The 21749-nt window shown below is 59.7% G+C and carries 24 protein-coding genes; 8 read left to right on the top strand and 16 right to left on the bottom strand.

Going from position 1 to position 21749, the window contains the following annotated elements:
- Positions 1-156: 156 nt before the first annotated feature.
- From H522_RS0101065 to H522_RS0101050, 4 genes are all read right to left on the bottom strand, one after another.
- A complete protein-coding gene (locus H522_RS0101065) occupies positions 157-990 on the bottom strand; it encodes a hypothetical protein (protein WP_155836099.1) in 834 nt (277 codons plus the stop codon).
- 66 nt (positions 991-1056) lie between these two features.
- A complete protein-coding gene (locus H522_RS0101060) occupies positions 1057-1881 on the bottom strand; it encodes an ABC transporter permease (protein WP_026960883.1) in 825 nt (274 codons plus the stop codon).
- On the bottom strand, positions 1881-2813 hold the full coding sequence (locus H522_RS0101055; RefSeq protein WP_026960882.1) for an ABC transporter ATP-binding protein: 933 nt from the start codon (positions 2811-2813) through the stop codon (positions 1881-1883). The genes H522_RS0101060 and H522_RS0101055 overlap by 1 nt, the downstream gene beginning before the upstream one ends.
- Entirely contained in the window at positions 2810-4801 is a 1992-nt protein-coding gene (locus tag H522_RS0101050; protein ID WP_035451970.1) for a hypothetical protein, read from the bottom strand. The genes H522_RS0101055 and H522_RS0101050 overlap by 4 nt, the downstream gene beginning before the upstream one ends.
- Before the next feature lie 280 nt (positions 4802-5081).
- On the opposite strand from H522_RS0101050, the gene panD reads away from it, so the two are divergent.
- Positions 5082-5468 (top strand): aspartate 1-decarboxylase, encoded by a 387-nt coding sequence (panD, locus tag H522_RS0101045; RefSeq protein WP_026960880.1) that lies wholly within the window; start codon positions 5082-5084, stop codon positions 5466-5468.
- Positions 5469-5517: 49 nt separating this feature from the next.
- Here the strand turns inward: panD and queF are convergent, their stop codons facing one another.
- Entirely contained in the window at positions 5518-5892 is a 375-nt protein-coding gene (queF, locus tag H522_RS0101040; RefSeq protein WP_026960879.1) for a preQ(1) synthase, read from the bottom strand.
- Positions 5893-6023: 131 nt separating this feature from the next.
- Positions 6024-6305, bottom strand: a complete 282-nt coding sequence (gene gerPC / locus H522_RS21695; RefSeq protein ID WP_026960878.1) for a spore germination protein GerPC — start codon at positions 6303-6305, stop codon at positions 6024-6026.
- 166 nt (positions 6306-6471) lie between these two features.
- Here gerPC and H522_RS16785 point away from each other — a divergent pair, with 166 nt between their 5' ends.
- The 4 genes from H522_RS16785 to H522_RS21360 all read left to right on the top strand — a co-directional run bounded on the left by H522_RS16785 (position 6472) and on the right by H522_RS21360 (position 9631).
- On the top strand, positions 6472-8004 hold the full coding sequence (locus H522_RS16785) for a methyltransferase RsmF C-terminal domain-like protein (RefSeq protein ID WP_035451967.1): 1533 nt from the start codon (positions 6472-6474) through the stop codon (positions 8002-8004).
- A 79-nt stretch (positions 8005-8083) separates the two neighbouring features.
- A complete protein-coding gene (locus tag H522_RS0101025; protein ID WP_026960877.1) occupies positions 8084-8464 on the top strand; it encodes a DUF2089 domain-containing protein in 381 nt (126 codons plus the stop codon).
- Positions 8457-9446 (top strand): DUF4097 family beta strand repeat-containing protein, encoded by a 990-nt coding sequence (locus tag H522_RS0101020; protein WP_026960876.1) that lies wholly within the window; start codon positions 8457-8459, stop codon positions 9444-9446. Before H522_RS0101025 ends, H522_RS0101020 begins: the two co-directional genes overlap by 8 nt.
- Positions 9447-9484: 38 nt before the next feature.
- The gene (locus H522_RS21360; protein ID WP_155836098.1) at positions 9485-9631 is read left to right on the top strand and encodes a hypothetical protein; all 147 of its coding nucleotides are present in this window, start codon (positions 9485-9487) and stop codon (positions 9629-9631) included.
- Between the two features lie 82 nt (positions 9632-9713).
- Here the strand turns inward: H522_RS21360 and H522_RS20205 are convergent, their stop codons facing one another.
- From H522_RS20205 to H522_RS20200, 3 genes are all read right to left on the bottom strand, one after another.
- Positions 9714-10877, bottom strand: coding sequence for an aminotransferase class V-fold PLP-dependent enzyme (locus H522_RS20205; RefSeq protein ID WP_026960875.1), 1164 nt, complete (start codon positions 10875-10877; stop codon positions 9714-9716).
- Positions 10861-11832: an SDR family oxidoreductase gene (locus H522_RS16775; protein ID WP_081411748.1), complete on the bottom strand. Its 972-nt coding sequence runs from the start codon at positions 11830-11832 to the stop codon at positions 10861-10863. Before H522_RS16775 ends, H522_RS20205 begins: the two co-directional genes overlap by 17 nt.
- Positions 11833-11963: 131 nt before the next feature.
- The gene (locus tag H522_RS20200; protein WP_162143463.1) at positions 11964-13436 is read right to left on the bottom strand and encodes a class I SAM-dependent methyltransferase; all 1473 of its coding nucleotides are present in this window, start codon (positions 13434-13436) and stop codon (positions 11964-11966) included.
- Between the two features lie 202 nt (positions 13437-13638).
- On the opposite strand from H522_RS20200, the gene H522_RS16765 reads away from it, so the two are divergent.
- Entirely contained in the window at positions 13639-13986 is a 348-nt protein-coding gene (locus H522_RS16765; protein WP_051343580.1) for a hypothetical protein, read from the top strand.
- Positions 13987-14237: 251 nt separating this feature from the next.
- Positions 14238-14762: a hypothetical protein gene (locus H522_RS0100990; RefSeq protein WP_026960874.1), complete on the top strand. Its 525-nt coding sequence runs from the start codon at positions 14238-14240 to the stop codon at positions 14760-14762.
- 85 nt (positions 14763-14847) lie between these two features.
- Here the strand turns inward: H522_RS0100990 and H522_RS20195 are convergent, their stop codons facing one another.
- The 7 genes from H522_RS20195 to H522_RS0100955 form a co-directional block, all read right to left on the bottom strand.
- On the bottom strand, positions 14848-16116 hold the full coding sequence (locus H522_RS20195) for an ABC transporter permease subunit (protein ID WP_026960873.1): 1269 nt from the start codon (positions 16114-16116) through the stop codon (positions 14848-14850).
- Positions 16109-17083: an ABC transporter ATP-binding protein gene (locus tag H522_RS16755; protein ID WP_081411747.1), complete on the bottom strand. Its 975-nt coding sequence runs from the start codon at positions 17081-17083 to the stop codon at positions 16109-16111. Before H522_RS16755 ends, H522_RS20195 begins: the two co-directional genes overlap by 8 nt.
- A gap of 58 nt (positions 17084-17141) precedes the next feature.
- Entirely contained in the window at positions 17142-18143 is a 1002-nt protein-coding gene (locus H522_RS0100975) for an ABC-2 transporter permease (RefSeq protein ID WP_026960872.1), read from the bottom strand.
- Positions 18109-19068 carry an ABC transporter ATP-binding protein gene (locus H522_RS0100970; protein ID WP_051343578.1) on the bottom strand — a complete coding sequence of 320 codons (960 nt, stop codon included), beginning with the start codon at positions 19066-19068 and terminating at the stop codon, positions 18109-18111. The genes H522_RS0100975 and H522_RS0100970 overlap by 35 nt, the downstream gene beginning before the upstream one ends.
- The gene (locus H522_RS0100965) at positions 19065-19463 is read right to left on the bottom strand and encodes a GntR family transcriptional regulator (RefSeq protein WP_026960870.1); all 399 of its coding nucleotides are present in this window, start codon (positions 19461-19463) and stop codon (positions 19065-19067) included. The genes H522_RS0100970 and H522_RS0100965 overlap by 4 nt, the downstream gene beginning before the upstream one ends.
- 135 nt (positions 19464-19598) lie before the next feature.
- Positions 19599-19937 (bottom strand): hypothetical protein, encoded by a 339-nt coding sequence (locus H522_RS0100960; protein WP_026960869.1) that lies wholly within the window; start codon positions 19935-19937, stop codon positions 19599-19601.
- 352 nt (positions 19938-20289) lie between these two features.
- A complete protein-coding gene (locus H522_RS0100955) occupies positions 20290-21246 on the bottom strand; it encodes a nucleoside hydrolase (RefSeq protein ID WP_026960868.1) in 957 nt (318 codons plus the stop codon).
- 84 nt (positions 21247-21330) lie between these two features.
- Here H522_RS0100955 and H522_RS20190 point away from each other — a divergent pair, with 84 nt between their 5' ends.
- Entirely contained in the window at positions 21331-21741 is a 411-nt protein-coding gene (locus H522_RS20190) for a DUF309 domain-containing protein (RefSeq protein ID WP_245577964.1), read from the top strand.
- Positions 21742-21749 lie beyond the last annotated feature (8 nt).

Here is a 21749-nt window from a genome sequence, read left to right as displayed (position 1 = left end):
CCCCCCCTGCCAGGCACGTCCGTCTCTAGACTGTACGTCCGGGGCAGGTCAGATATGACAAGCCGTAAGGCGAGGTTTTACGACAAAGCTTGATGCGCTACCCTGAATACCTAGGCCACGGCCCGGTCTGGGTAGCCGCCTCTATCCAGCTAACGACTAGTCCTGATGAACGTCATCCAGCAGCGTGTGGGTCAGTTCACGGGGATCCGCATCCGCGTCCACGAACAACGCCAGCCAAGCGTCATCGACCGCGGTAATCAACCAAACCTTACCCTCCTCTGCCTGGATGGAGGTCTCCATGAAGGAAGACAAGCCGACTTCCAAGCGCAGCCGGTTCGCCATCTGCCAGTACTCGCAGAGCGCCGCAATCAGGCTCTCTTCATAATCGCTATCCGCTGCCCCCACCCGTTTATCTTGAAACGCAATCCAACCTAGAATCCATGGTTCCTCCGTCAGGCGAGTAAAGACACGTTGCCACGTATCCGTCGCAAACATCGGTACGCGATGGGTGTACAGGCGAAACGGAGCATTCTCGCGTCGAAATACTGACTTACTTCCAGACCCAGTTTGGGACAACACTTCGACGTCCGATACCGCCACCGCCGGATCCTCCGAATCATCCGGCGATCCGCTCGTGTCCAATGTGGTCGGGTCGTCCGCCCGCTCCCCCGTGGAAACCGGGCTGTGCACCGCACCCGCGTCTTCCGGTCGCGCGTCGTTGGCGTTAGCGTCGGCGTCGTCTGTGTGCCCGGCAAGGTCTGGATTGAAAACGGGACGGGCTCCGCCAGCCGCAGCCAAACGGTGCGGGGCGACACTCGTATTCGCGGGTGCAACTGGCTGTTGTGCCCCGGCTTCGTCCCTACGTTCCACAGGCACTCGGTGATTGCCGCTTTTCGCCGGGGTATCCTCCTTGTCTTTGACCAAAATCACATTCAGCCACAACCAGACCGCACATAACACCGCCGCGACGGCGATCAAAGCGTAGATCATGCTCAGACCTTCCTTTCCTCCAACATACCCGTGCAGGGCGGCGGTTTCGTTGCCCAGCCGCATCAACTACTGATAGTTCCGTTCATCGCCTGGAAGGAACCGCCACAGCTGTGGCCGCAGTCGAAACACGGCTGGGATGGCCAAGACGACCACCAGAGCCGCGTAAAACCCAAGAAACCGTAGCCAGGCGTGTGAGACGGTGGTGACAACCCCGGCCAGCGACGCCTCAATCCAGAGCGGATTTAGACCGAGGAGCTCGTTCGACCACTGCATGGCAAAAAACTCCATCGGGCTCTGGGCCAACAGGCGTAAACCATAACCGACGACGCCTGTGAAGATGACCATGAAACCGACCGTGGCGTAGCTGAGAACCGTGCTCCATCCGGATCGGAGAGCAATGGTGGACCACAGCACGCTCAACGCGGCTATCAGGATAATGTTGAGCATTTGAAACCCGAACACCGCCAGGACCTCCTGGGGAACCGCTCCGCCAAACAGGAAGACCAGACTGTATAACGGCAGGGTAACCACCAAGAGCAGAGCGAGCAATGCACTGGAAGACAGAACCTTACCAACCAAGATGCCAATCGGGGACAGCGGTGTGGTCAATAGGACGGCCAACGTACGCCGTTCCCGCTCGCCGCTGATGGCGCCAGCGGCAAACGCGGGCGTGAGGAACGCCACCACCGTCATCTGCAGCAGGCTTAACAGCAAAAAAACCTGTTCACTGCGGGCTGGTAGCACAAACACCAGTTGTCCTTGCACGTTTTCGTACAGTAGAAAGAAGGTAAGAGCGGCCATCGAGACGAAATATCCGGCAACGACCAACGGCGTGCGGCGTGCCCGCATCCGCTGGCGGAATTCCTTGTACAGTAAAGGGTTGGCTCGCATCAATCGAGGTCTTCCCCCCTGTCCGTCAGGCGCAAAAACAGCTCCTCAATGTCTGTGGGGCGTTCCGCAAACTGGTACAGAACGATGCCCCTGTCCATCAGGGATTTCATCAACTGCGCCTGCTGTTCGACTGTCCCCCCGTAGAGAACCTCGACCGCCGGACTTTTGTCAATCACATCCAGCACGTGCGGGTCTTCGCGGAAGGCTGCGTGCCAGGCTTCTTTCGGGCCCTCACCGGTAATCCATAACGTGCGAAACGCGTCAGAGTGCGCTAACATGACGTTCACCGAGGCGATAGCGGATAGTTCCCCTCCCCGCATGATACCAATTTCGTCCGCGATCGATCCGAGTTCGTGCAGAATGTGTGAACTGATGAGAATCGTTTTACCTAGTGAGCGCAAGCGCTGCAACACCGACCGCATTTCCAGGCGCGATCGCGGATCGAGACCGGACGACGGCTCGTCCAAGATGAGAACCTCGGGGTCGTGCATCAGGCAGCGGGCAATCTCCAGACGCTGTTGCATCCCGCGCGACAACGCATTGACGTAACTATCCCGTTTATGGGCTAAGTCGACCCACTCCAGCAATTTCACCGCCCGCTTCTCCGCGGTTCTCCGATCTACCCCGTAGCAGTCGGCGTAAAAACGCAAATACTCAGCCGTCGTCAACTCGTCGTATACCCCGAACGAATCCGGCATATATCCGATGGCCCGCCGCACCTCATGCGGTTGATGGCTCACCTCATAGCCGGCAATAAACGCTTGGCCGGAAGTCGGCACGGTCAGGGTGGCCAACATCGACAGCGTGGTGGTCTTCCCGGCCCCGTTCTCCCCCACGATGCCAAAGACGGTCCCTTTGCGAACCGTGAGGTTCAATTGGTTCACGGCAACTTCTCGCCCGTACCGTTTGACGAGGTTTTGCGTCCGTATCACGAGGGCATCACCTTATTCGATGCAAAAACGGGAGTCACTTCTTGAAACTGACGAACGACCGTCAGCTGCTGCTCCGATGCAATCTTCTGCAACGTGTGCAGTTCCGGAATCGCCGGCGTGTTCGCTGTGCAGGTGGCGACCAGCATCACTCTCCCTGAGGTCGCTCCCACGTTAATCCCATCGCCCGCCGCCAACAGCTGGGCCAAGGAGCGACCCACTCCGTGGGTGATTTCACCGTTGTAGCGGCCGTACGTGGTTACCCAACTGCCATCCAAGGACAAGACCTTGGTATGCTCGTCGATAGTCACCGACTGGCCTGGCCGCAGCGTACCGAGTTCGTATAAATGGCGATTCCATACCAACGCCACATCATCCAGGGTGTATGGGGTCGCATTGCTGACCATTCCACTTAAGGTCCCTAATGAGACGTCCAAACTCGCGTTCAGTTGCCCCTGTTGGTTCACGGCACCAATCGCATACAGATAACGGACTCCCCAGCGACCCACCTCCGAAAACTGGGCGGTCACACCATGGTCCTCCGAGACCTGGGCGTTGCCCAAGGTGCGCACGTTCGTCTCGGCCAGAGGCAGTCCGTAAAATGCGTGCGCAGCGGTCATGCTGGCCGTCGTCACCATGGGTGACATAAAGCCACGCATGCCGTATGCCTCAGCGCTGCCGTCGCCGACCAATTCGAGTACGCCAACCCCTTCCGTCAGTACGCCGTTGGGTCGTTGACTGATACCGAAGCCATAGATGCCGACAGTCGTCACCAGACTGATGCTGGGCAACACAATCCATGCCCAGCTTTCCCGCTTGCGCCGCCGCAGCCAAAAGAACAAAACGGGCCCGACGACCAGCGCATAAACGGCAAACAACGTGCCCCAGACGCGCAGAGACGGCACCCGCAACGGCGGCAAGGCATCACTCGCCGTAGCCAGGTTCAGCGCCCCGTCTGTTCCCGTTAACGGCGGAAGCGCCCGTTGGCTCTTGACGCTGCCGTTCTTAATCACCCAGGTCCACAGCGTTGCATTGCCAGGCCACCCTAAGACCACCGGCTGCAAGGGCGAAAACGAAGTCTGTACTACCATGCCGCGTCCAACCGCGCGAGCCGCGATCAAGGGCTCAGCACGGGTGCCCACCCAGACTTGTGTATCCTCCCCCGTCAGGCGCCCGGAAATCGTAACCTTTCCAGTTGGAGGTGGGACACTGCCGTCGATGACGGAGGCTAAAAGGTCGGCCGACGCCTGGCGCGACCGGGACGGCCGCAGAGGCAATTGCTGCTGCCAGGACTTATCGACCGGTGCCACACCCGTTACCAACAGCAAACCGCCCAATTTCACCCACATTGAAAGAGCAGCACGCTGACGGTTGCTCAAACGACTTAGCGTCTCTGGAGTGATGGAAACGGCCGTCAAGTCTTCTAGTAAGTATGGAAAATCCGGCAGCGACCGCGGCGCAATCCGTACCGGCAGCACGGGCTGGCCATTTTGACCGTTTGAACTTCCGGTGAGAAACTGAGCCGCCTGCGCCTTGTCGGATACGACGGCAACCAGGGATACGAGACCGAACGGATTGCCCCCCAGCGGTGTGCTGACCGTTTTCCCGTTTGCCGAACAGACCACCTGAGCACCGGCGGCCACCACTTGTCCAGGAACCACAATGTGTTGGTCTACCGCCTGATGCGCGGGCAAACGTACATCCCAGACCAAGCGCCCATCAATGAGACGATCGCTGCCCAGACTCTGATGCACGGTAACCTGCAAGCGCGCCGACGTAGCGGGTCCAGGGTTGACGATATGTAGCACGACCGGCACCGGCCGGTCTTTTGAATAATAGCCGTTCAGACCCACAACGGAGTTCATCTGCAAGCTCGCCGCCTGTGCCGTCCCCGGAAATCCGCCACTGAACAGGGAAGTGCTTGCGAGGAAAGCGGCGGTGAACAGCAGCCCCGAGAACGCCCGCTTGTGGAGCCGTTGGAACGTACGCACGAAAACCGTCCTCTCAAAAGGATGAAGTGCGTGTCCGGAAGGGGGACGCCTTTCGGACAACCTCATGAAGTCTGTCTCCTTCCCAACCTTCCCATATTCGCTAGCCCCAACGCAAGTTCCTGCCCACAATCCGGTAAATCCCGGAACTTTGGACATTCCTTGCGCACACGATGAGAATGTAACGCCGCGGTGGACGGATCGTCCAAAATGGCACTCCTCTGTCCGCCCGCCAGATTCAGCGGTCATCGATATTTTGGCCGCTTTCAGATTGAGGTGTCACATGCTTAGGACGATATGTAAGGGGAAGATTCATCGTGCCACCGTGACAGCCGCCGACCTGAATTACATGGGCAGCGTCACATTGGACGTGGACCTGATGGCGGCGGCCGACATTCGGCCATACGAAATGGTACAAATCACCAACTTGTCCAATGGGGTAATCTGGCAGACGTACGCCATTGAGGCCCCGGCGCAATCCGGAGAAGTCTGCCTCAACGGCCCACCCGCGCGCCACTTTCAAGTCGGGGACGAGGTCATCATCCTGTCGTTGGCTCAGGTCCTGGATGAGGAGTATGAACGCGTGGCGCCGCGGGTGGTGTTTGTCGACGCGAGGAACCGGATCGAAAGGATTGTGCAGGAGCATAGCGCACCCACCTGGAGTCGTTAAGCCCTTTCCGAACAACCTCTCAGACCATATGTGACAGACGGCAGACCGGTCAGCGGTTCTCAGTCTCCTGCTCCCGCCGCCACTCTGTGCGCACTACGGTGTGAATGCCGCCACGAATCGTGAAGTCTGCGGTCACCTCGGCGTAGCGAGGCTTGGCCGCAGCCACGAAATCGTTCAAGATGATGTTCGTGACATCCTCGTGATAATGACTTTCGTTGCGAAAACTCCACAGATACAACTTTAGAGACTTGAGTTCGACCAAATGCGCCCCCGGCTGATAATGAATGCGAATGGTAGCAAAGTCCGGTTGTCCGGTCATTGGACAAAGCGTCGTAAATTCGGATGTTTCCATGGTCACATCGTAAACCCGATCCGGATGTGGATTCGGAACCACAACCAGTTCGCGTGTTGGTCGCGTCGCCATGAGTCCCACCTCCATCCAAAGTATGGGTGCCACAGGGTTTTCCCTGTCCGTACGCGGGCCTGCGTCAGCTACGGCACGCCCTGCACCACTATACCGCGCGGGGGCCGAGCTGACAATCCGTACGGCGGAGATCAAAAGTCGTCGTCTGCTTCGGCTTCGGGCCATCCATCCGACACCTGGCGGAGTTGCCCGCCCGGAGGCCATACCATGCGGCCGCCGGCGATGCCGATGGTCAAGGTCCCGCTGAGGTCGCGCACGGCGAGTTTGTCGATGTGATATTCGAGCTTATGGACACGAATCGATGCATTTTGCCGCCACCAGGCGAGTTCGGCCTCGAGCGCGTACACACGTTCCCACAGCCACTGCACCTGTGCAACCAGTTCGTCCAGGTTTTGCGGTCCGCTGCTCGTCACCGTCTCCCAGCCCCTTCCAAGACACGCTTTACCCAATCGTATGCGAGCACGTCTGGGCGAGTGCCTATCCGGGCTCGTATACACGCATTGCGGCCTTCCTGTCCGCGTGGTATGGTGAGGAACACTGGCGATAGAACCAAAAAAACGTAAAGGATGAAGGTATAACATGCAGGGGTTGCCAAGAGCATTCGAACAACGGATGAAACCGCTGCTTGGGGAGGAATGGTCCGATTTTCGCGACGCGCTGGAACACCCCCCTGTACGCGCGGTCCGGGTGGCACGCCGCCCGGGCGAAGCGGCCGGCCTCGGAGACGGCCCTATGCATAAAGGCCTTGCAAACGAAGGCCCTATCCATGACCGTCGCGGGGCCAGCCTCCTCGGGTCGCTGTCGGAACGCGTTCCTTGGCGGGAAGATGCTCGCTTACTCCCAACCGACTCCACGTTGGGGCGCAGCGTCTGGGTGCTCACCAGCGCCTGTTACATCCAGGAACCATCCGCGATGGCTGCGGTTCCCGCCCTTAATCCACAGCCTGGGGAGCGCGTGCTGGATTTGTGTGCCGCCCCCGGCAGCAAGGCGACCGATATCGCGCGCCGCATGCAGGGCCAAGGTGTCTTCGTGGCCAATGAGCCTCATCCGGCGCGTGTGCGTACTCTGGTTGAGAATCTGGAGCGCTGCGGCACCCCAGCCTGCGTTACCCAGGCCTATCCCGAGCAATTGGCAGCCGCCATCGGCTCGTATTTTGACGCCATATTAGTGGATGCGCCGTGCTCCGGCGAAGGCATATTCCGAAAAGACCCGGAGGCCCGCGCAGAGTGGCGAGAAAATTCTCCGATTCAATGCGCCGCACGACAGCGGGAGATTCTCTCCGCCGCGTTTTCCATGCTGCGACCAGGCGGCCGCCTGGTCTATTCCACCTGCACGTTTAATCCGATGGAAAACGAACAAATGGTCGCGTGGGTGCTGGAGCACTTTCCGGTGTCTCTCGAGCCCCTGCCACTTTGGCCCGGCTGGGACGTTGGACGATCCGATTGGCTCGACGGGCAAGTCTCGTCTTTGGTCCGGGAGGAAATTTCGAACACCCGACGCCTCTGGCCGCACAAAGGAATCGGCGAAGGGCATTTCATCGCGCGTTTTCGCTTCCACGACAAGGTTCAGCCCGCGCCAGACAGCCTGCAACCGTCTCTTCGCGTGTCAGGGCGGCGTCTTTCTGGACGCCGCGGCAGGCCCCTCGCCCAGCGCGAGCCGTCCGTAGCTGCATGGCAGGACGAACTTGACGCCTGGCTCAATGCAGAGGGAGTTCCCGACTCGTGGCGTCACCCCTATGTCCTCTGCGACCAGATGTATGCGGTGATGGACAAGGCACTCGTCGACCGCCTGCAGGCGGCGGCCATACGGATAAAGCGGCCCGGGCTGTGGCTGGCAAGCTGCGAACGGAACCGTATACACCCGCAGCACGCTTTGGCCATGGCCTCAATCCCCCACCTGGCTCGACACGCGGTTGCCCTTGAGGAGGCGGACGCCATTCGGTATCTGCGAGGTGAATCCCTCCCTGATGCCGGTCTGCGCGGATGGGGGCTTATCCATATCGACGGCTGGCCACTCGGATGGGGAAAAGGCGTACCCGGACGCACGAATAACCTTTACCCGAAAGGATTACGGCGGACCGACCTCGAACCCTACATAACCCCGGGTCATTAAAGTTGGTTCTTGCATATATAAAGATTTATGATCAATAATACGAAAGAAATACATCAAATTTTTAAAGGGAGGGGTTGAGGTGGACCGTACCTTACCGGTTCATTGCCCTGCCTGCCAGCAGGTCATGGAGGTCAGTGAACTGACCTGTCCCGCGTGCGATACGCGCGTTCAAGGCCGTTTCCCGACTCCGGCCCTACTGCGCTTGACGGTCGACCAAATGCAGTTTGTGGAAACCTTCCTCCGCTGTCGGGGGAACATCAAAGAGGTCGAACGAGACTTGAAGATCTCCTACCCGACGGTGCGCTCCCGGCTCGATCAGGTCATTCGCGCGTTGGGCTACCCGGTGGCGGCTGTACCTGAGGATGAGCGCACCGAACAGGTGCTCAACGGATTGGACACCGGAGAACTCACCTTCGAACAGGCGATGGAATTAATCCGGGAGGAGAATCGCAATGAATGAGCGTCGTAAAATCTTAGAACTGGTGCAAGAAGGAAAATTGACCGCCGAACAAGGGGAGCAGCTGCTGCAGGCGCTCGACGAAAAGATGCAATCGCGGCGGGGACGTACACTGGATCTGAAAAACCTCGCGGAGTGGAAGCAACTGCGTACGCAGTGGGGTACGCAGCTGTCGTCTTTGTTGGGTCAGTCCCTGGCCGAGGCGCGCCGAAGCCTAGAACACGAGATGCGCAACTTGAACCGCAGCTTTAGCTTTGGGCAAGGCCCGACCTTAGCTGTGAGCACGGACATCTCCCTGCCCGCAACCATCAAGGACCTGTATGTCGAAACGAAAGACGGGGAGATTCAAGTGGTCGGTTGGGAGGCGTCCTACATTCGCATTCACATCCGCGGCCGAGTCCGGGCCGACGACCTATCAGCCGCCCGCGAAACGCTGGAGAAGGCGTTGCAAGCCCAACAGGGCGACGAATCGTACCTCTTGACCATTCTTCATGAGGCCAAAGAAGGGGTTGTCGGCGCGCACCTGGAACTCTCGGTGCCGGCCGACATGCGAAAAATCGAAGTTTGTTCGCAAAACGGGCCTCTGCACGCCGACGGTGTGACGGCTAGTGAAATTCAGATGAATACTGACAACGGCGGCGTGCGCGTCCACCACTGCTCGGTCCAAAGGCTTCGCATCGAAGCGCGCAACGGCAGTCTCGACATCCATGACAGTCTATCTGCCACGACGCGGAGTGTATACGCCAAGACGGATAACGGCACGATTGTCATAGACGGGATTCCTGCCGACACCAACGCTTCAGGCATCGCGCGCAGTGACCTTGGGCGCGTCGAAGTGACTGGCGCACGCGCACAGGTCGAGGCGATGGAACCCGGAAGTGATCCTCGCCAATCGACAACGCGGTTCCAAATCGGCGAGACCATCGAAAGCGCGGCCCGCATCTACTGCGAAAGCCACAGCGGATCGGTGCGCATTCATGCCTAAAACGTTAGCGGCGAATCCCCAGGAGGGAGGCACCCGCGATGATTTACCACCCGTTGTACAATGCTGGATGCATCGTTCTGGCGCTCGTTCTCATGTGGGTTTTGGCGCGCGGTCTGCGCAGCGCGTTGCACCGGCCAGACGAAGTGGCCCGTGCCTCGTCTGACGATCCGGACGACCGCCGTTAACACGGTCGCCGTTCGGAGGTTATCCGGATAGCGCGTTTTGGCTGACGCCGCAGCTGGATACGAGGAGCCATGGAGGTTGCCCTCAGCTGCGGCAAAGGCCCTCTATCACCTGCAGGAAACGTTGAACTTCATTTTCCGTGTTGTAAAACGCGGTCGACACCCGCAACAAGCCGCGGTCCGTAATGGTGCGGATATCAATATCACGTGCCCGCGCCTCGCGTAGTGCAGCGTTTGCGTCGACCTTATCCAACCGTAAATGCACCAATCCCGCCCGTTGGTCGCGCGGCGTGACCACTGTGACACCCGGTAGGTCAAACAGTTTATCCATCAACAGCCCGGACAGCCCGTGCGTGCGGCTGAAGATATACTCCCAACCTGCGGTGACCCGCAGAAAGTGTAGACTTTGCCACCAACCCAGCCACAGGGAGACCTCCCCTTCGCTGTGCTCAAAGCGGGCTGCGGTCGGCGCAGGCAGATAATGCCCGTCCGGTGTCCATGCCGTGACTTCACGCAGCGACGACGTTCCCGCAAAGGTGACGTCCAACTCCTGAAGGCGTCGGGGGTTAACGTACAAGGCGCCTGTGCCTTGCGGGCCACACAACCACTTGTGTCCCGGAAAGGCGTATAAGTCAATCCCCACCGTCCCCAGGTCGAGTGCCTCCGCCCCCGCCCCCTGCGCGCCGTCCACCACAACCCAGACCCCATAGCGATGCGCGATTTCCGAGAGGGATTCCAGCGGAAAACGGCGACCGGTCGCGTACGAGACGTGGGAGCAGACCAAAACCCGCGTCTTCGGGGTGATGGCCTGTTCAAACTGGTGACACAGTTCCTCCTTGGACAAAGTGCCGTCGAGCACCCGCACGCGGACGCCCCTGCGCTGTCGCTGCACCGCCACCGGTAGAGCCGCTCCAGGGTGCTCCACATCGGTCGTGATAATCTCGTCCCCCGGTGCCAAGGGAATGCTCCAGAGGGCGAGGTTCATCCCTTCCGTCGTGCTCGACGTGAGGACAAACGCCTCATCCTTTGCATGAAACAGGTGGGCCAATTCACTTCGCACCAACTGCCGCATCTGGGCCAGCGTTTGCCAATAACGGTCCCCCCGTCTTCCCTCGTGCAGCTGCGCCGAAATCGCCTCGGTCATGGCTTGCACCGTTTCGTCAGGAAGCGCCCCCGCGCTCCCCGTGTTCAGGTACACGATGCGCCGCAGCGCGGGGAAATGCCGACGCAGGTTATCCACGTGTGCCATCCGTGCCGTCCTCCGTTTCCTTACCGCAGCTGAGTTGAAACATTGTGAAGGTTCCTTGGCGCGATCCCGAACGCACTGTGTAGACCGCGTAGCGGTTAGGGACCTTGTTTACCGACTCCACCTCGGCCTCGACACCCCATGGGAACACCCAAACCTTGTCCCCGACTGCGAAGCGGCGTGCTTCGTTCACCACGTCCTGACCATCGTCATAGGCCAGAATGTCGTATCCGCCAGTCACCTCCGTGACCGTGCCGCTGACATGATGACTGTCCTCGTGGCAAAGGAAAGCCACGATACGGGCGATGTCTCCCCCGACCGCAGGACGCGAAAGCGGGTCGGCGGGCACCATGGCTTCCCGAATTAAACGCGTCTTCCACGGCCCACGCACATCCCCCGGGCAAACCATATTGGCCGTGATGCCGCTCTGCCGCTCCTCCCGGGCAATACTGCGCGTCAAGGACGCCAGGCCGGATTTAGCGGCCGCGTACGCCGCCCGATACCGCCAGCCGGCCGCCCTCCCCGCGCCATCGAATCCGACCGTGACAATCCGACCGAACGCTCGCTTGCGCATCCCGTCCACGACGAGGCGATACATCCATAAAAAGTTGCTGAGGTTGCCGTCCATCATGCGTCTCCACATGTCGTCCGAATAATCGGCCAATGCAATCCGTTCAAACACAAACGGACCGAAGTTATGTACGAGCGCATCAATACGACCAAACTCCGCAAGGCTTTGCCGGACGGCTGCCTCGACTTGCGCCTGCACGAGCAAGTCCGCTTGCACAGCCACCGCCCGCACACCCAGTGCATGCGCGGTGTTCACCAACTGCTCGGCCTCAGTTCGGCTGCTCCGGTACGTAAACGCGACATCCCAGCCCGCTTCCAACAACGTCCGAACAACGGCAAATCCGACCCCGTTGGCACCAGCGCTGACAAAAGCCACTCGCCGCTGCATACCCGTCCTCCTTTCTTCTCATGATACCATGAACCTGGGACGTCTAGGGTATGCCTGGGCGCAGAATTTCCAAGCGGACCCCTTCACTTGCTGCCGTTGCGGAGCTTTGCACTTCGACCGGTTGCGGTCGTTTACATTTGGGGGCGCACGGCCTTCAGCCAGACGGCCGGAAACTCAATGATACGTTCCGATATCGGATATTTGCGGCACACATCCTCGCCGCGATCGACCAGCTCAGAAATGACGGCGCGACGGTCATCCCAAGGGAGCTCCATGAGCTCAACTTGAAAGTAGCTCACCCCGCGCACGAGAAACTGCACCACCCGTTCCGAATCCTCAAAACAAAGCGGCGTATTGACGTGCTCAATCTCCAGGCTGTGCAGCCCAGCCCCAGCGAAATATTGATGCAACCGTTCCAGGGTCGGCAGGTAGTTGGCCGGACGGTCATGGCTGCGCCCGCGGGAGAGTTCCAATAGAGGCGCAAACCACTCGCGAAAGAACGGTCGGTTCAAATCCACCTGTAGACCCTGGTAAATCGAAATCAGTCCGCCCGGCCGCACGACGCGGCGCATTTCTGCGAGGGCCTTCGCGCCATCGACAAAGTGAATGAAGTAGCTGCCGCAGCACACATCGAATACCGCATCGGCAAATGGCAAATTTTCCACAGAAGCCTGCTGCAGAACCACCTGCGGCGGAGACCCCAGCTGCCGCCACTTGCGCGCTGCCTGGTCCAGCATGCCTTGCGAGATATCGGTGGCTGTCAACATGCCGAGGCGGCCGACCGCTTCATATAGACCACTGTCAAACGTCAGCGCGCCAGTTCCGCATGCCACCTCCAAGACGTGGGTACCGTCGAGATCGCCCAGCCATTCGATGTACTCACGTCGCTGCCGAGGGGTTTCAGGAAAGACCGCGTTGAACAGGTCGTCGAAGTTTTCAGCCCGATCGAACTGGTAGACGTAGGACATCATCACTCGTTTCGCAATGTATCCTGAATCGACAAACACCTGATGCAGCAACTCGTACGTCTTCAGCCCGCGTCGGGTGATGGCCACCACCCTCTCGTCCTCCCGCTGCCGAATTCGAAACATACCGCGGGCCAGTCCAAGAATCAAGACCATGTCCAAACTCCCTGGCCGATAGGGATGGTGACGCCGGGCCTGTAAATATTCCGCTTCGGCCAGTTCCTTGTGATAGTAGAACGGCTGCAAAATGTCGTGGCCGATAACCCAGTAGTAGAGCCGATAGAGGGTATCCAATCCATATTGACTAAGAAAGGCGGAGACGCGGCGGTGCGCCTCCAGCAGGACAGCCGGAGTCGGAATCACATTGCCCGTGTGCTCGTGCATAATGGACATCGCCGTCGACAACAAAGTCTCCAGCAATCCGTTTTGCGCCAGATTGAGGGAGAAGGGCGTATCCTCTAAGCTGCGCATGCGTTCATAGTGAGTAAAGCGCTGAAACAGGCTGTCGGTCATCGCCGATGCCTGCTCATATACCCGTCCGAACACAGCTTGAGAATACGTGTTGACCAAAAGCGGGTCGATGAGAATGCCAGCGTCCATCATCTTCTTGATGTTTTGAATCCACGCTTCGTATTCCACCCGCATCCCCTCGCAAAACGTCTCATTCTCGCGTATAATACAGCCAACATCTTCGGCGTGGACCCCGTGTTCGACGCGGTCGTTCTCTTCCCGGCGCGTCTATCTCTCCTACTTCTGAAAACCTGTTTCTCTGCGCCCGTCAAAGCCACATACACCGTGTGTCCGCTCCATACGCTATACAAACCGCCCAGGAGGTGTCGCCATGTACTTTCGCTACGACGACCGCCTGCAGATTGAGCTCCCCCACTTTCCCGTCCCGTTTGCCAGCCTGCCGCCCGAAGTGCAGGAGGAGGTGCTCGTGACCTGGGAAAAAATCCGCGCCCGCATCCCAGAACGTATCCTGGATTTGGAGCAGCGCATCGAACACGTGCTGCAACAGGTGCATCACGAAGAAGACTGGAACACCATCGCCGGATACTTTCAGCAAATCTCGGACTACGCCAGCCGCATCACGGAATTGAATACCTGGCGTCGCGTGGACCCCTCGCTATCGACCTACGCGCACGAGGAGACCCACCTCGCGACCGAACATCGAGATCGCGAAAAGTGATACCAAAATTTGACCCTACACGATAAACCGACACAATGTCAATTTAGATTAGCATACCGAGCGAAAATCGTCATCGTTCTCCTTGGCCATCCCCGCCGGGTCTGATTACAATAAGGTCTGGATCCGGCCGGGGACTGTACATCCTGGTCCGACCTCTGAGAAATTCCGTGGCACGAGGTCTATACATCACACTCCCGGGCCAAGCTGATCCAAAAACACTGGCTCGCCTGAGCCGTCCGGAGTGGAGACATATGGAAGCCCAAATCCCCGAAGAGTCCCGTTTCGATTCGCCGTCCTACAGCCTCTGGTCTGCCAGCACCCAGGTCGAAACCAAGTGGCTGGCGTTCCATCAGATGAAGTCACTTCTGCGTCGAATCGCAAGGCAGTGGCAAGAGACGACGAATGCGGAGGCGCTCGACACGCTGGGTCTGATACGCTGGGAAATCTGGGAGGCGGAGTGTGGACTTGCCCCGCACCCGGAGGTAGCCATCGCCGAAAGCCACGACCAGGTTTGTGGCGTCTTATCTGGACTTGGTCACGCCGGTCAGCGCTATTTTTTCGTCAATCACCTGGCCGTTTGTTCCCCCACAGGGGACGTAGATGCGCACGAGGTACGCCAAGCCCTGTTAGTCGCGGCGATTGACCGTAGCATTGAGCTTGGGTGGCACGGGTGGGTGGCCTGCGAACCGGCGGCAGGTGAAGAACGGATGTGGCGCGAGTTGGGATTTTCTAAGTATGACGACTTCACCTACCGCCGCATGGGGTACTTTCATTGACGCACGAGCGCGTCCTTGAACCTCCAAGCCGTCCTTGAGGCTTGGGCCCATCATCCCGTCGGAACGAGGCCGCGGCCGAAGTGGATCACGCGTTTAAAACGTCTCGACGGACAAAATAGATGAACGCGCCGAGGATAGACAATCCTCCCCAAACAACAAGGGTACCTAGACCCGACAGCAAGGATACGGTTAGGGTGAGCTGTGTCGCGGTCGATCCGGTCCAGTCCGCGGCCAGGTTGAGGTGCGTCGGGAAGAGGAACGCCACCCAGTGCGACCCCTGCAAAAACTGGGTGACGATGAAACCGATGACGACCGCGCCTAGGGCCGCAGCGGTGCTGGCCATGGCGGACTTCAAACAGGTGGTGCACACAAAGGCAATCGTCGCCACCACCATCATCGCCAGCGCGGTCAAGCCGATGGCCGCCAGGGTAAACGCCCACATCGGCAGGATGTGCGCGTGGCTTAACAGCGGCGTCACGACAGTGTCTGTTCCGCCATCGGGGCTGACAAAGCGCTGAAACGCGTACGAGAGGCCCACTACCTGCGGCTGTCTGCCGCCGGTCGCGCCGTATTGTAGGCAGCCAATGAGCCAGACCACTCCACACAATCCGACCGTCAGCGCAGCGGTCGCCATAAGCGCCACCAACCACTTGCCTAAGAGCACCTTCCACCGTGGCACCGGCCGCACTAAGAGCAGTTTGATGCTGCCGGAGGTCGCCTCGCCTGAAACAAAGTCTGCCGTCAAAATGACGGCCAGCAAAGGCAGGAACACCTGGGCTGTAAAGCCGAGAAAGTCCCTCACCATGTCATACGGCGTCTGTGACCACGTGGGCAACGGCCGAATGTGGTGTTCCAGGCGGTAGGTAGCTTGGAGCAGGTCCAACCTCGTTTGCGCGATGCCTGCGGACTGCTGGGCGGCCTGGAGTGCGTTCGATGGCTTCGGTTGCGCGAGCTGTTGTTTCAGATTCGCTTGCTCGTCTTTCACACTCTTCGCTTGTGCCCGCTGCCACTTTGTGTCCGATTCTGTGACCTCGGCAATCTGCTCTTGCAACCGACGGATATTGTCCTTCAGCATCTGAATCTCCGAAGCGGCATCCGCATTGCCTCCCGGACCGGACGCCGTATCTGAATGACTCCTTTCTTTTTGCAACTGACTGAGCTCCTGCTTGTCCATGGTCAGCTGCTGTTGCCACGCGGTCAGCGAGTCATACCGAAGTTGATTTTGGTGATCGTGGTACGTTTTGTAGACGAACAACGCAATCATGGCCACCCCAAGCAAACCGGCCACCCACAGCCGGCGTCGACGCAGCAGTTTCATCCACTCATTCTGATAGACCCGCCAGAGTTCAAGCACGGGCTACACCCCCTCGCTCATGGTCATCCAGCGCTGCGGCAGAACGGAAGCGGGCCGTGTTATCTGGACCATCATCAACCAGGTCAAGGAACGCCTGTTCCAACGACCCGCGCATCGGCTCGACGGCGTACACGTCCACCCCGCCATCCACCAACGCCCGAACGAGCCGGGGCACGTCGTCCGTCTCAGCCGCCACCAACAGGGCCTGCCCGTCCGCTCGCGGCTGCGGCCAGCCGGCCTCAGTCAGGACAGACCTCGCCTTGTCCACGTCGCCGACCCCCACGCGCACTGTCCCGGTCCGCCCCGTGGTCAGGTCTGCGACATCCCGTTCAGCGATGATGCGCCCGCCCTTGAGGATGGCGACCCGGTCGCACATCATCTGGATTTCGCTGAGCAGGTGGCTGGAGACAAACACGCTCATCCCTTGCGCCGCCAAGGCCCGCATCATCTCGCGAAACTCGCGCATGCCTGCCGGATCGAGTCCATTGGTCGGCTCGTCCAAGACGAGCAGCCGCGGGCGCGCCAACAGGGCTTGCGCTACTCCCAGGCGCTGGCGCATGCCGAGCGAGTAGCGTTTCACCTTGTCATCGAGACGCTCGCGCATGCGGACCCACTCCGCCACCTCGTCAATCCGTTTGCCTGCGTCCGAAATCCCAGCCAGGCGCGCGTAATGCAACAGATTCTGGCGACCAGTCAGGTAACTATACATCTCCGGGTTTTCAACAATGGCTCCCAGCGCCGCCATGGCCTGTCGCCGTTCCCGCCAAACGTCATGGCCGAGCACGCGAATCTGTCCCCGCGTCGGACGAGCCAGACCGACAATCATCCGAATGGTCGTGGTCTTACCGGCCCCATTGGGTCCGAGGAACCCATACACCTGCCCCGCTTCAACCGTCATGTCCAGGTCCTCGACAATCCACCGTTTGCCAATTCGTTTGGATACCCGATGCAACGTTAACACCGACACCCTGCTTCTCCCCCTTTCGGCTCCAACCCCACCGCGGACAGACCGTTCTGTCACGCGCTCAGTCGTTGTCCGGATTTCGGAATATCACCCACATGACACCGCGCAGACCGGCATAGAGGACACAAGCTAACACAAGCCAGACCAACGGAAACCATCGCGTTTCGTTGAAGTGCCTGCTAGTCATCGCCGCCGGAATCAATCCTAAGGCCAGGCTGACCACCCACGGCACCAACCGCCAGATAACCGGCAGGCCAAATAGGTCCTGGAAATGTTCCGCGTGCACGCGGGCAAAAGCGCGCTGGCCAGCCCAATACCCAAACGCCGCCAAGAAAAACAACCACAGCACAGCGAGCCATGGGATGGGAACGGGCGCGTTCAACCACGACCACGGGGAGATGTGGGCAACCACGCCTGGCCACTGTTGCGGTTGATTTGGAGAGGAATTGAAAGCCACCAGGTTGGGCAGCCAAATGGGCGCGTCGACAAGAATCGCCGTGATGATGAGCACCGGAAAAGCGCCCGTGACGACGCACGCGACAAGAAACGCCATTCCGTAAAAGGCCGCCAGGATGGCCAGTTCATCCAGCGCGAAGGCAGCCAAGGTGGCGGGGGACGGCCGCTCTGGTGCAAACGCACCCGAAACGGTCACGATGAGCGTGAACACCACGATGAGAGCGAACAGCCAGGCAGCGCCAAGGACAAACTTGACACGCAGGAGATCCGCCCGTGTCACTGGCCCCATCAAGACGCAAAGCAGCCTCCCCTGAGACCGCTCCTGGGCCACCTGTACCTCAGCCACAACCATGACCGCTAGGATGGCCAAAAAGCCTGTGGTTCCGTCACTGTGCATCCGCGTGACCACATCGGTCAGGTAAGAAGCAAACGCGTTCCAGGCCATCGCCCGCAGCCCCGATTCATTCTGACCTTCGACCAATCCCAGCCCGAGCACCAACAGGCGAAGAAGGGGTTCACTGAGGATGAATAGCCCGGCGCCGATGAGCCACCCGTGGGTCTCCCGCCACTCTTTATAGACCAGCGCTTTCGGAAAGTAAGAGCCCATCGCGTGCATACCCCTCCCGCAGCATAATAAGCCGGAACAGGGCCTCTAAATCCAAAGCTTCAACATCGACCACCTCGGCCCCAAGGCTCCTGAGAAAATCCACGAGTGCGTCTGTCTCTCGCTCCACGGTTAGGACATACCAGCGCCCCGTCTGTTCGATGTGCCACACGCAGGCGTCCAGACGAGGAGGCAAGGGAGAGGGAAGTGGCTCGGACAGCACGGCCCGGACCTGGCGCACTTGCTGCCGCAGCTCCTCCAGTTCGGCCGCCCGCACGATGCGCCCTTTGTACATGAACGCCGCGTGGTCGATCATCCGTTCGATGTCCGCCAGGTTATGCGTGGCCAAGACGAGCGTCACCCCGCCGGCTGCCTCCTGTGACAACAGCTGCAGAAACTGGTGACGGACGACCGGATCGAGCCCGTTCGTCGGCTCATCGAGCAGGAGCACCGATGGGCGGGTGGACAGGGCCATCGCGACCTTCACCTGCAGGCGCATACCCACCGACAGCCGGGCCAACCTGCGCTTGGGTGGCAGTTCGAGCCCGCGCAGCAACCGCTCCGCACGCGACGCATCCCAGTTTTCGTAAAGGTGACTGGCGTATTGAAACGCTTCGGCCACCGTGAAGTGCGCCAGCGCGTTCCCGTCCTCTCCCACGTACACGATGCGCTGGCGCAGCCGAGCCGCCTCCGCAATCATCGGCTCGCCCAAGACTCGAACCTCGCCCGCATCCGGCCGGTACCAGCCCATGCATAGGCGAAGCAAAGTCGTCTTGCCGGCACCGTTCGCACCGAGCAACCCATACACACTGCCGATTGGCACCTGCAAGTCCACGTCCGTGAGCACGGGGCGCCCACCGAGCCGCTTGCTCACCCGAACGGTCTCTACGGCCCAACGTGGCCCCCCGTTTTCTGCCTCCTTGTTCACGGCTTCCCCTCCCGTTGCGTCCGCCAATCCTTGAGCACCCGTTGGAACAGCTCCAGCAGCTCCTGTTCCCCCATCCCCAGGTGATGCGCCTCAATCACCCACTTGCGCATCGAGTCCCTGAGTGCCTGCCGCCGTTCCGCAGCGTCAGGCGCAATGCCTACAGCGGCGATGAACGTCCCGCGCCCGCGCACCACTTCAATCACCCGCTGCCGCTCCAGCTCCTGATACGCCTTGGCGATGGTGTTGTGGTTGATTGCCAGCATACCGGCCAAATCGCGCACCGATGGCAGTCGGTCACCCGGCCGCAGCAGTCCTTGCGCAACGCGGGCTTTCACCTGATCGACAATCTGCTGGTACATCGGCACGGATGAACGCGCGTCTACGCGCAGCCACATACGCTCTGCTCCTCACAGATAGAGATGCGGTTGGAATTTCCTTTCGATCGATCCGCATGTACCGGTATATGTGGTACACTCGGAGTATACGGGAGACTTTTTGGAAAAGTCAACCCATTGTTACATATCGGTTTGTTACATAGGATCCTCGGTTCTGGACGAACCGTGAGGGTTCTGGCACTCTGCGATAGCCTTCGCCAACGCCGCCCGAAACGCGGCCACTTCGGGGCCCGGGTGTTCGAGGTCCTGCCGTCGAAAGTGGTGCAGCCACGGCCCACCCCGAAACGGGGCCACGTTATGTGGCGCCACGCGCACCTCGTACCAGACATCCTTATCTATATCCGCCGTCGGGGCGGCGGGTAAACGCCGCACCGTGCGGACAAGCACGTTGGCCGTCTTGGCGTCAATCGGCGGCTGCATCAGCTCGATGTCGGCCAAGGGAAAGACCGTGTGCAGCCATGTCCATTCGCCCATCGTCGTCACCTCCGAACGTCCACCTAGGCCAGAACAGGTGGGGATTCGCGCGCACCGCACCAAGTCGCGGCAGAAAGTCGACCTGGAGCAGGGAAGTTCTAAAGCTTTATCAAAATCTGTATAGAATACCGAAAGCGTCGCGCAAACAGTCCTCAGCATGGAGAGGGGGTCAGCGTATGCGCAGACGCGGGCTAGACAGTGACCATGCGAGGTTTGCCGGCCACTCGGTGTTCACCCGGAATACGACGATACCGATGGAAAACAGCACACAGCTCTACCGCGAGTTCGTGGTCACCCTGTCTTTGTGTCTCTCATCCAGGCATCACGATTCCGGGCAGCTACGACTCGTGCATCAACCGCGCATTCCGAGGCGTTTGCAAAAGCGAGTCAAAAACCGTTTGGCATCCAGCTCCAGACAGACGTCCGCGTTGACCTTGCCCGGTGCATCAGGACGCCCATCGACCACCGTCATACCGGTCGTCAGACGGCCCTGCGTCTCGACCGCGACGTGCATCCGTCGCGTGCGACAGAGAGAAGGGTCGGAAACCATCGCGACCGCCAGTGGATCGTGCAGGGCGCACCACGGCTCCTGGGATTGCTGAACCCGCTGATAGGCATTCATGTAAAAGCCGACCGCTTCCCGGAGCAGCGGGGCGTAGGGGAGGTCGTCCGCCAGCGTATCTAAGTGCTCCCCAGTCAACCGCGCCTGCATGGTTACATCCAGGCCGACCATGGTAATGGGTACCCCGGAGGTGAAGACCATCTGGGCGGCCTCCGGATCACCCCAAATATTGGCCTCGGCAACCGGAGTGACGTTCCCTGGACAGGCCGCAGCACCGCCCATCATGACCACGCGCCGGACCAGGCTGGGCAGTTCGGGGTCAAAGGCGAACGCCTTGGCCACATTGGTCATGCGCGCTACCGGCACCAACGTCACTTCCCCCGGATAGCGCCGCACCGTCTCACGGATGAACGACATGGCGTCGCCCGCTTGCGGCCGGCGGTCATGCTTGGGCAGCGTGGCCCCGCCCAGACCATTGTCCCCGTGTATCCAGGGCACGGGTCCCTCCCATTCCCGCAAGAGGGGTGCTGCCGACCCACGAAACACCGGCACATCTGCGCCTGCCAAATACAGGAGCGCCAAGGTGTTGTCGGTAGCCGTGTCCACGTCCACGTTGCCGAAACAGGTGGTGATACCAAGCAGTTCAATATCTGGATCGTTTAATGCGTAAAGGATGGCCAGGGCGTCATCGACGCCGGTATCGACATCCAGAATGACTTTGTGCTTCTGTATTGGATTCGCCGTCATAAAATCCCTCCAGACGTCATGCTATGATGAATAATAACGAAAACCGCCACCGTCTCCAATGGCGATGAGGATAACGAGGTGCCCATGGAACCGCGACTTGAGGCCTATGTTTACGACTTCAATGTGCGAAAGGACTATTTTGCGTGCCACGAGCATCTGGAGTCGTTATGGCTGGACAGTGGACGCCCGGAAGTTATGAAAGGGCTTATCCAAGCAGCCGTGTGTCTGTACCATCTGGAATCGGGCAACATCCGAGGCGCGATGCGGATGTGGACCCGCGGCCGACCGCGCCTGGTCCAGGCGGCGCCGGACGCGCTTGGTCTTGACATTCGCCAGCTGGTTGCAGACCTGGACGGGGTTTTTGCCCGCATTCCAGACTCCTGGCGGAGTAAAGTAGTCGATGCCACTCAGGTTGAGTCCTTGGGTCTTCCCCAGGTCCGTCTCCGCGTACTCCGACCAAAGCCTCTACCAACATACGGAAAAAGGAAACCGTGACCGGGAAT

Source organism: Alicyclobacillus herbarius DSM 13609 (assembly GCF_000430585.1).
In the GTDB taxonomy this organism is placed as follows: Bacteria; Bacillota; Bacilli; order Alicyclobacillales; family Alicyclobacillaceae; genus Alicyclobacillus_G; species Alicyclobacillus_G herbarius.
This window is presented reverse-complemented; position numbering and strand designations above follow the sequence as displayed.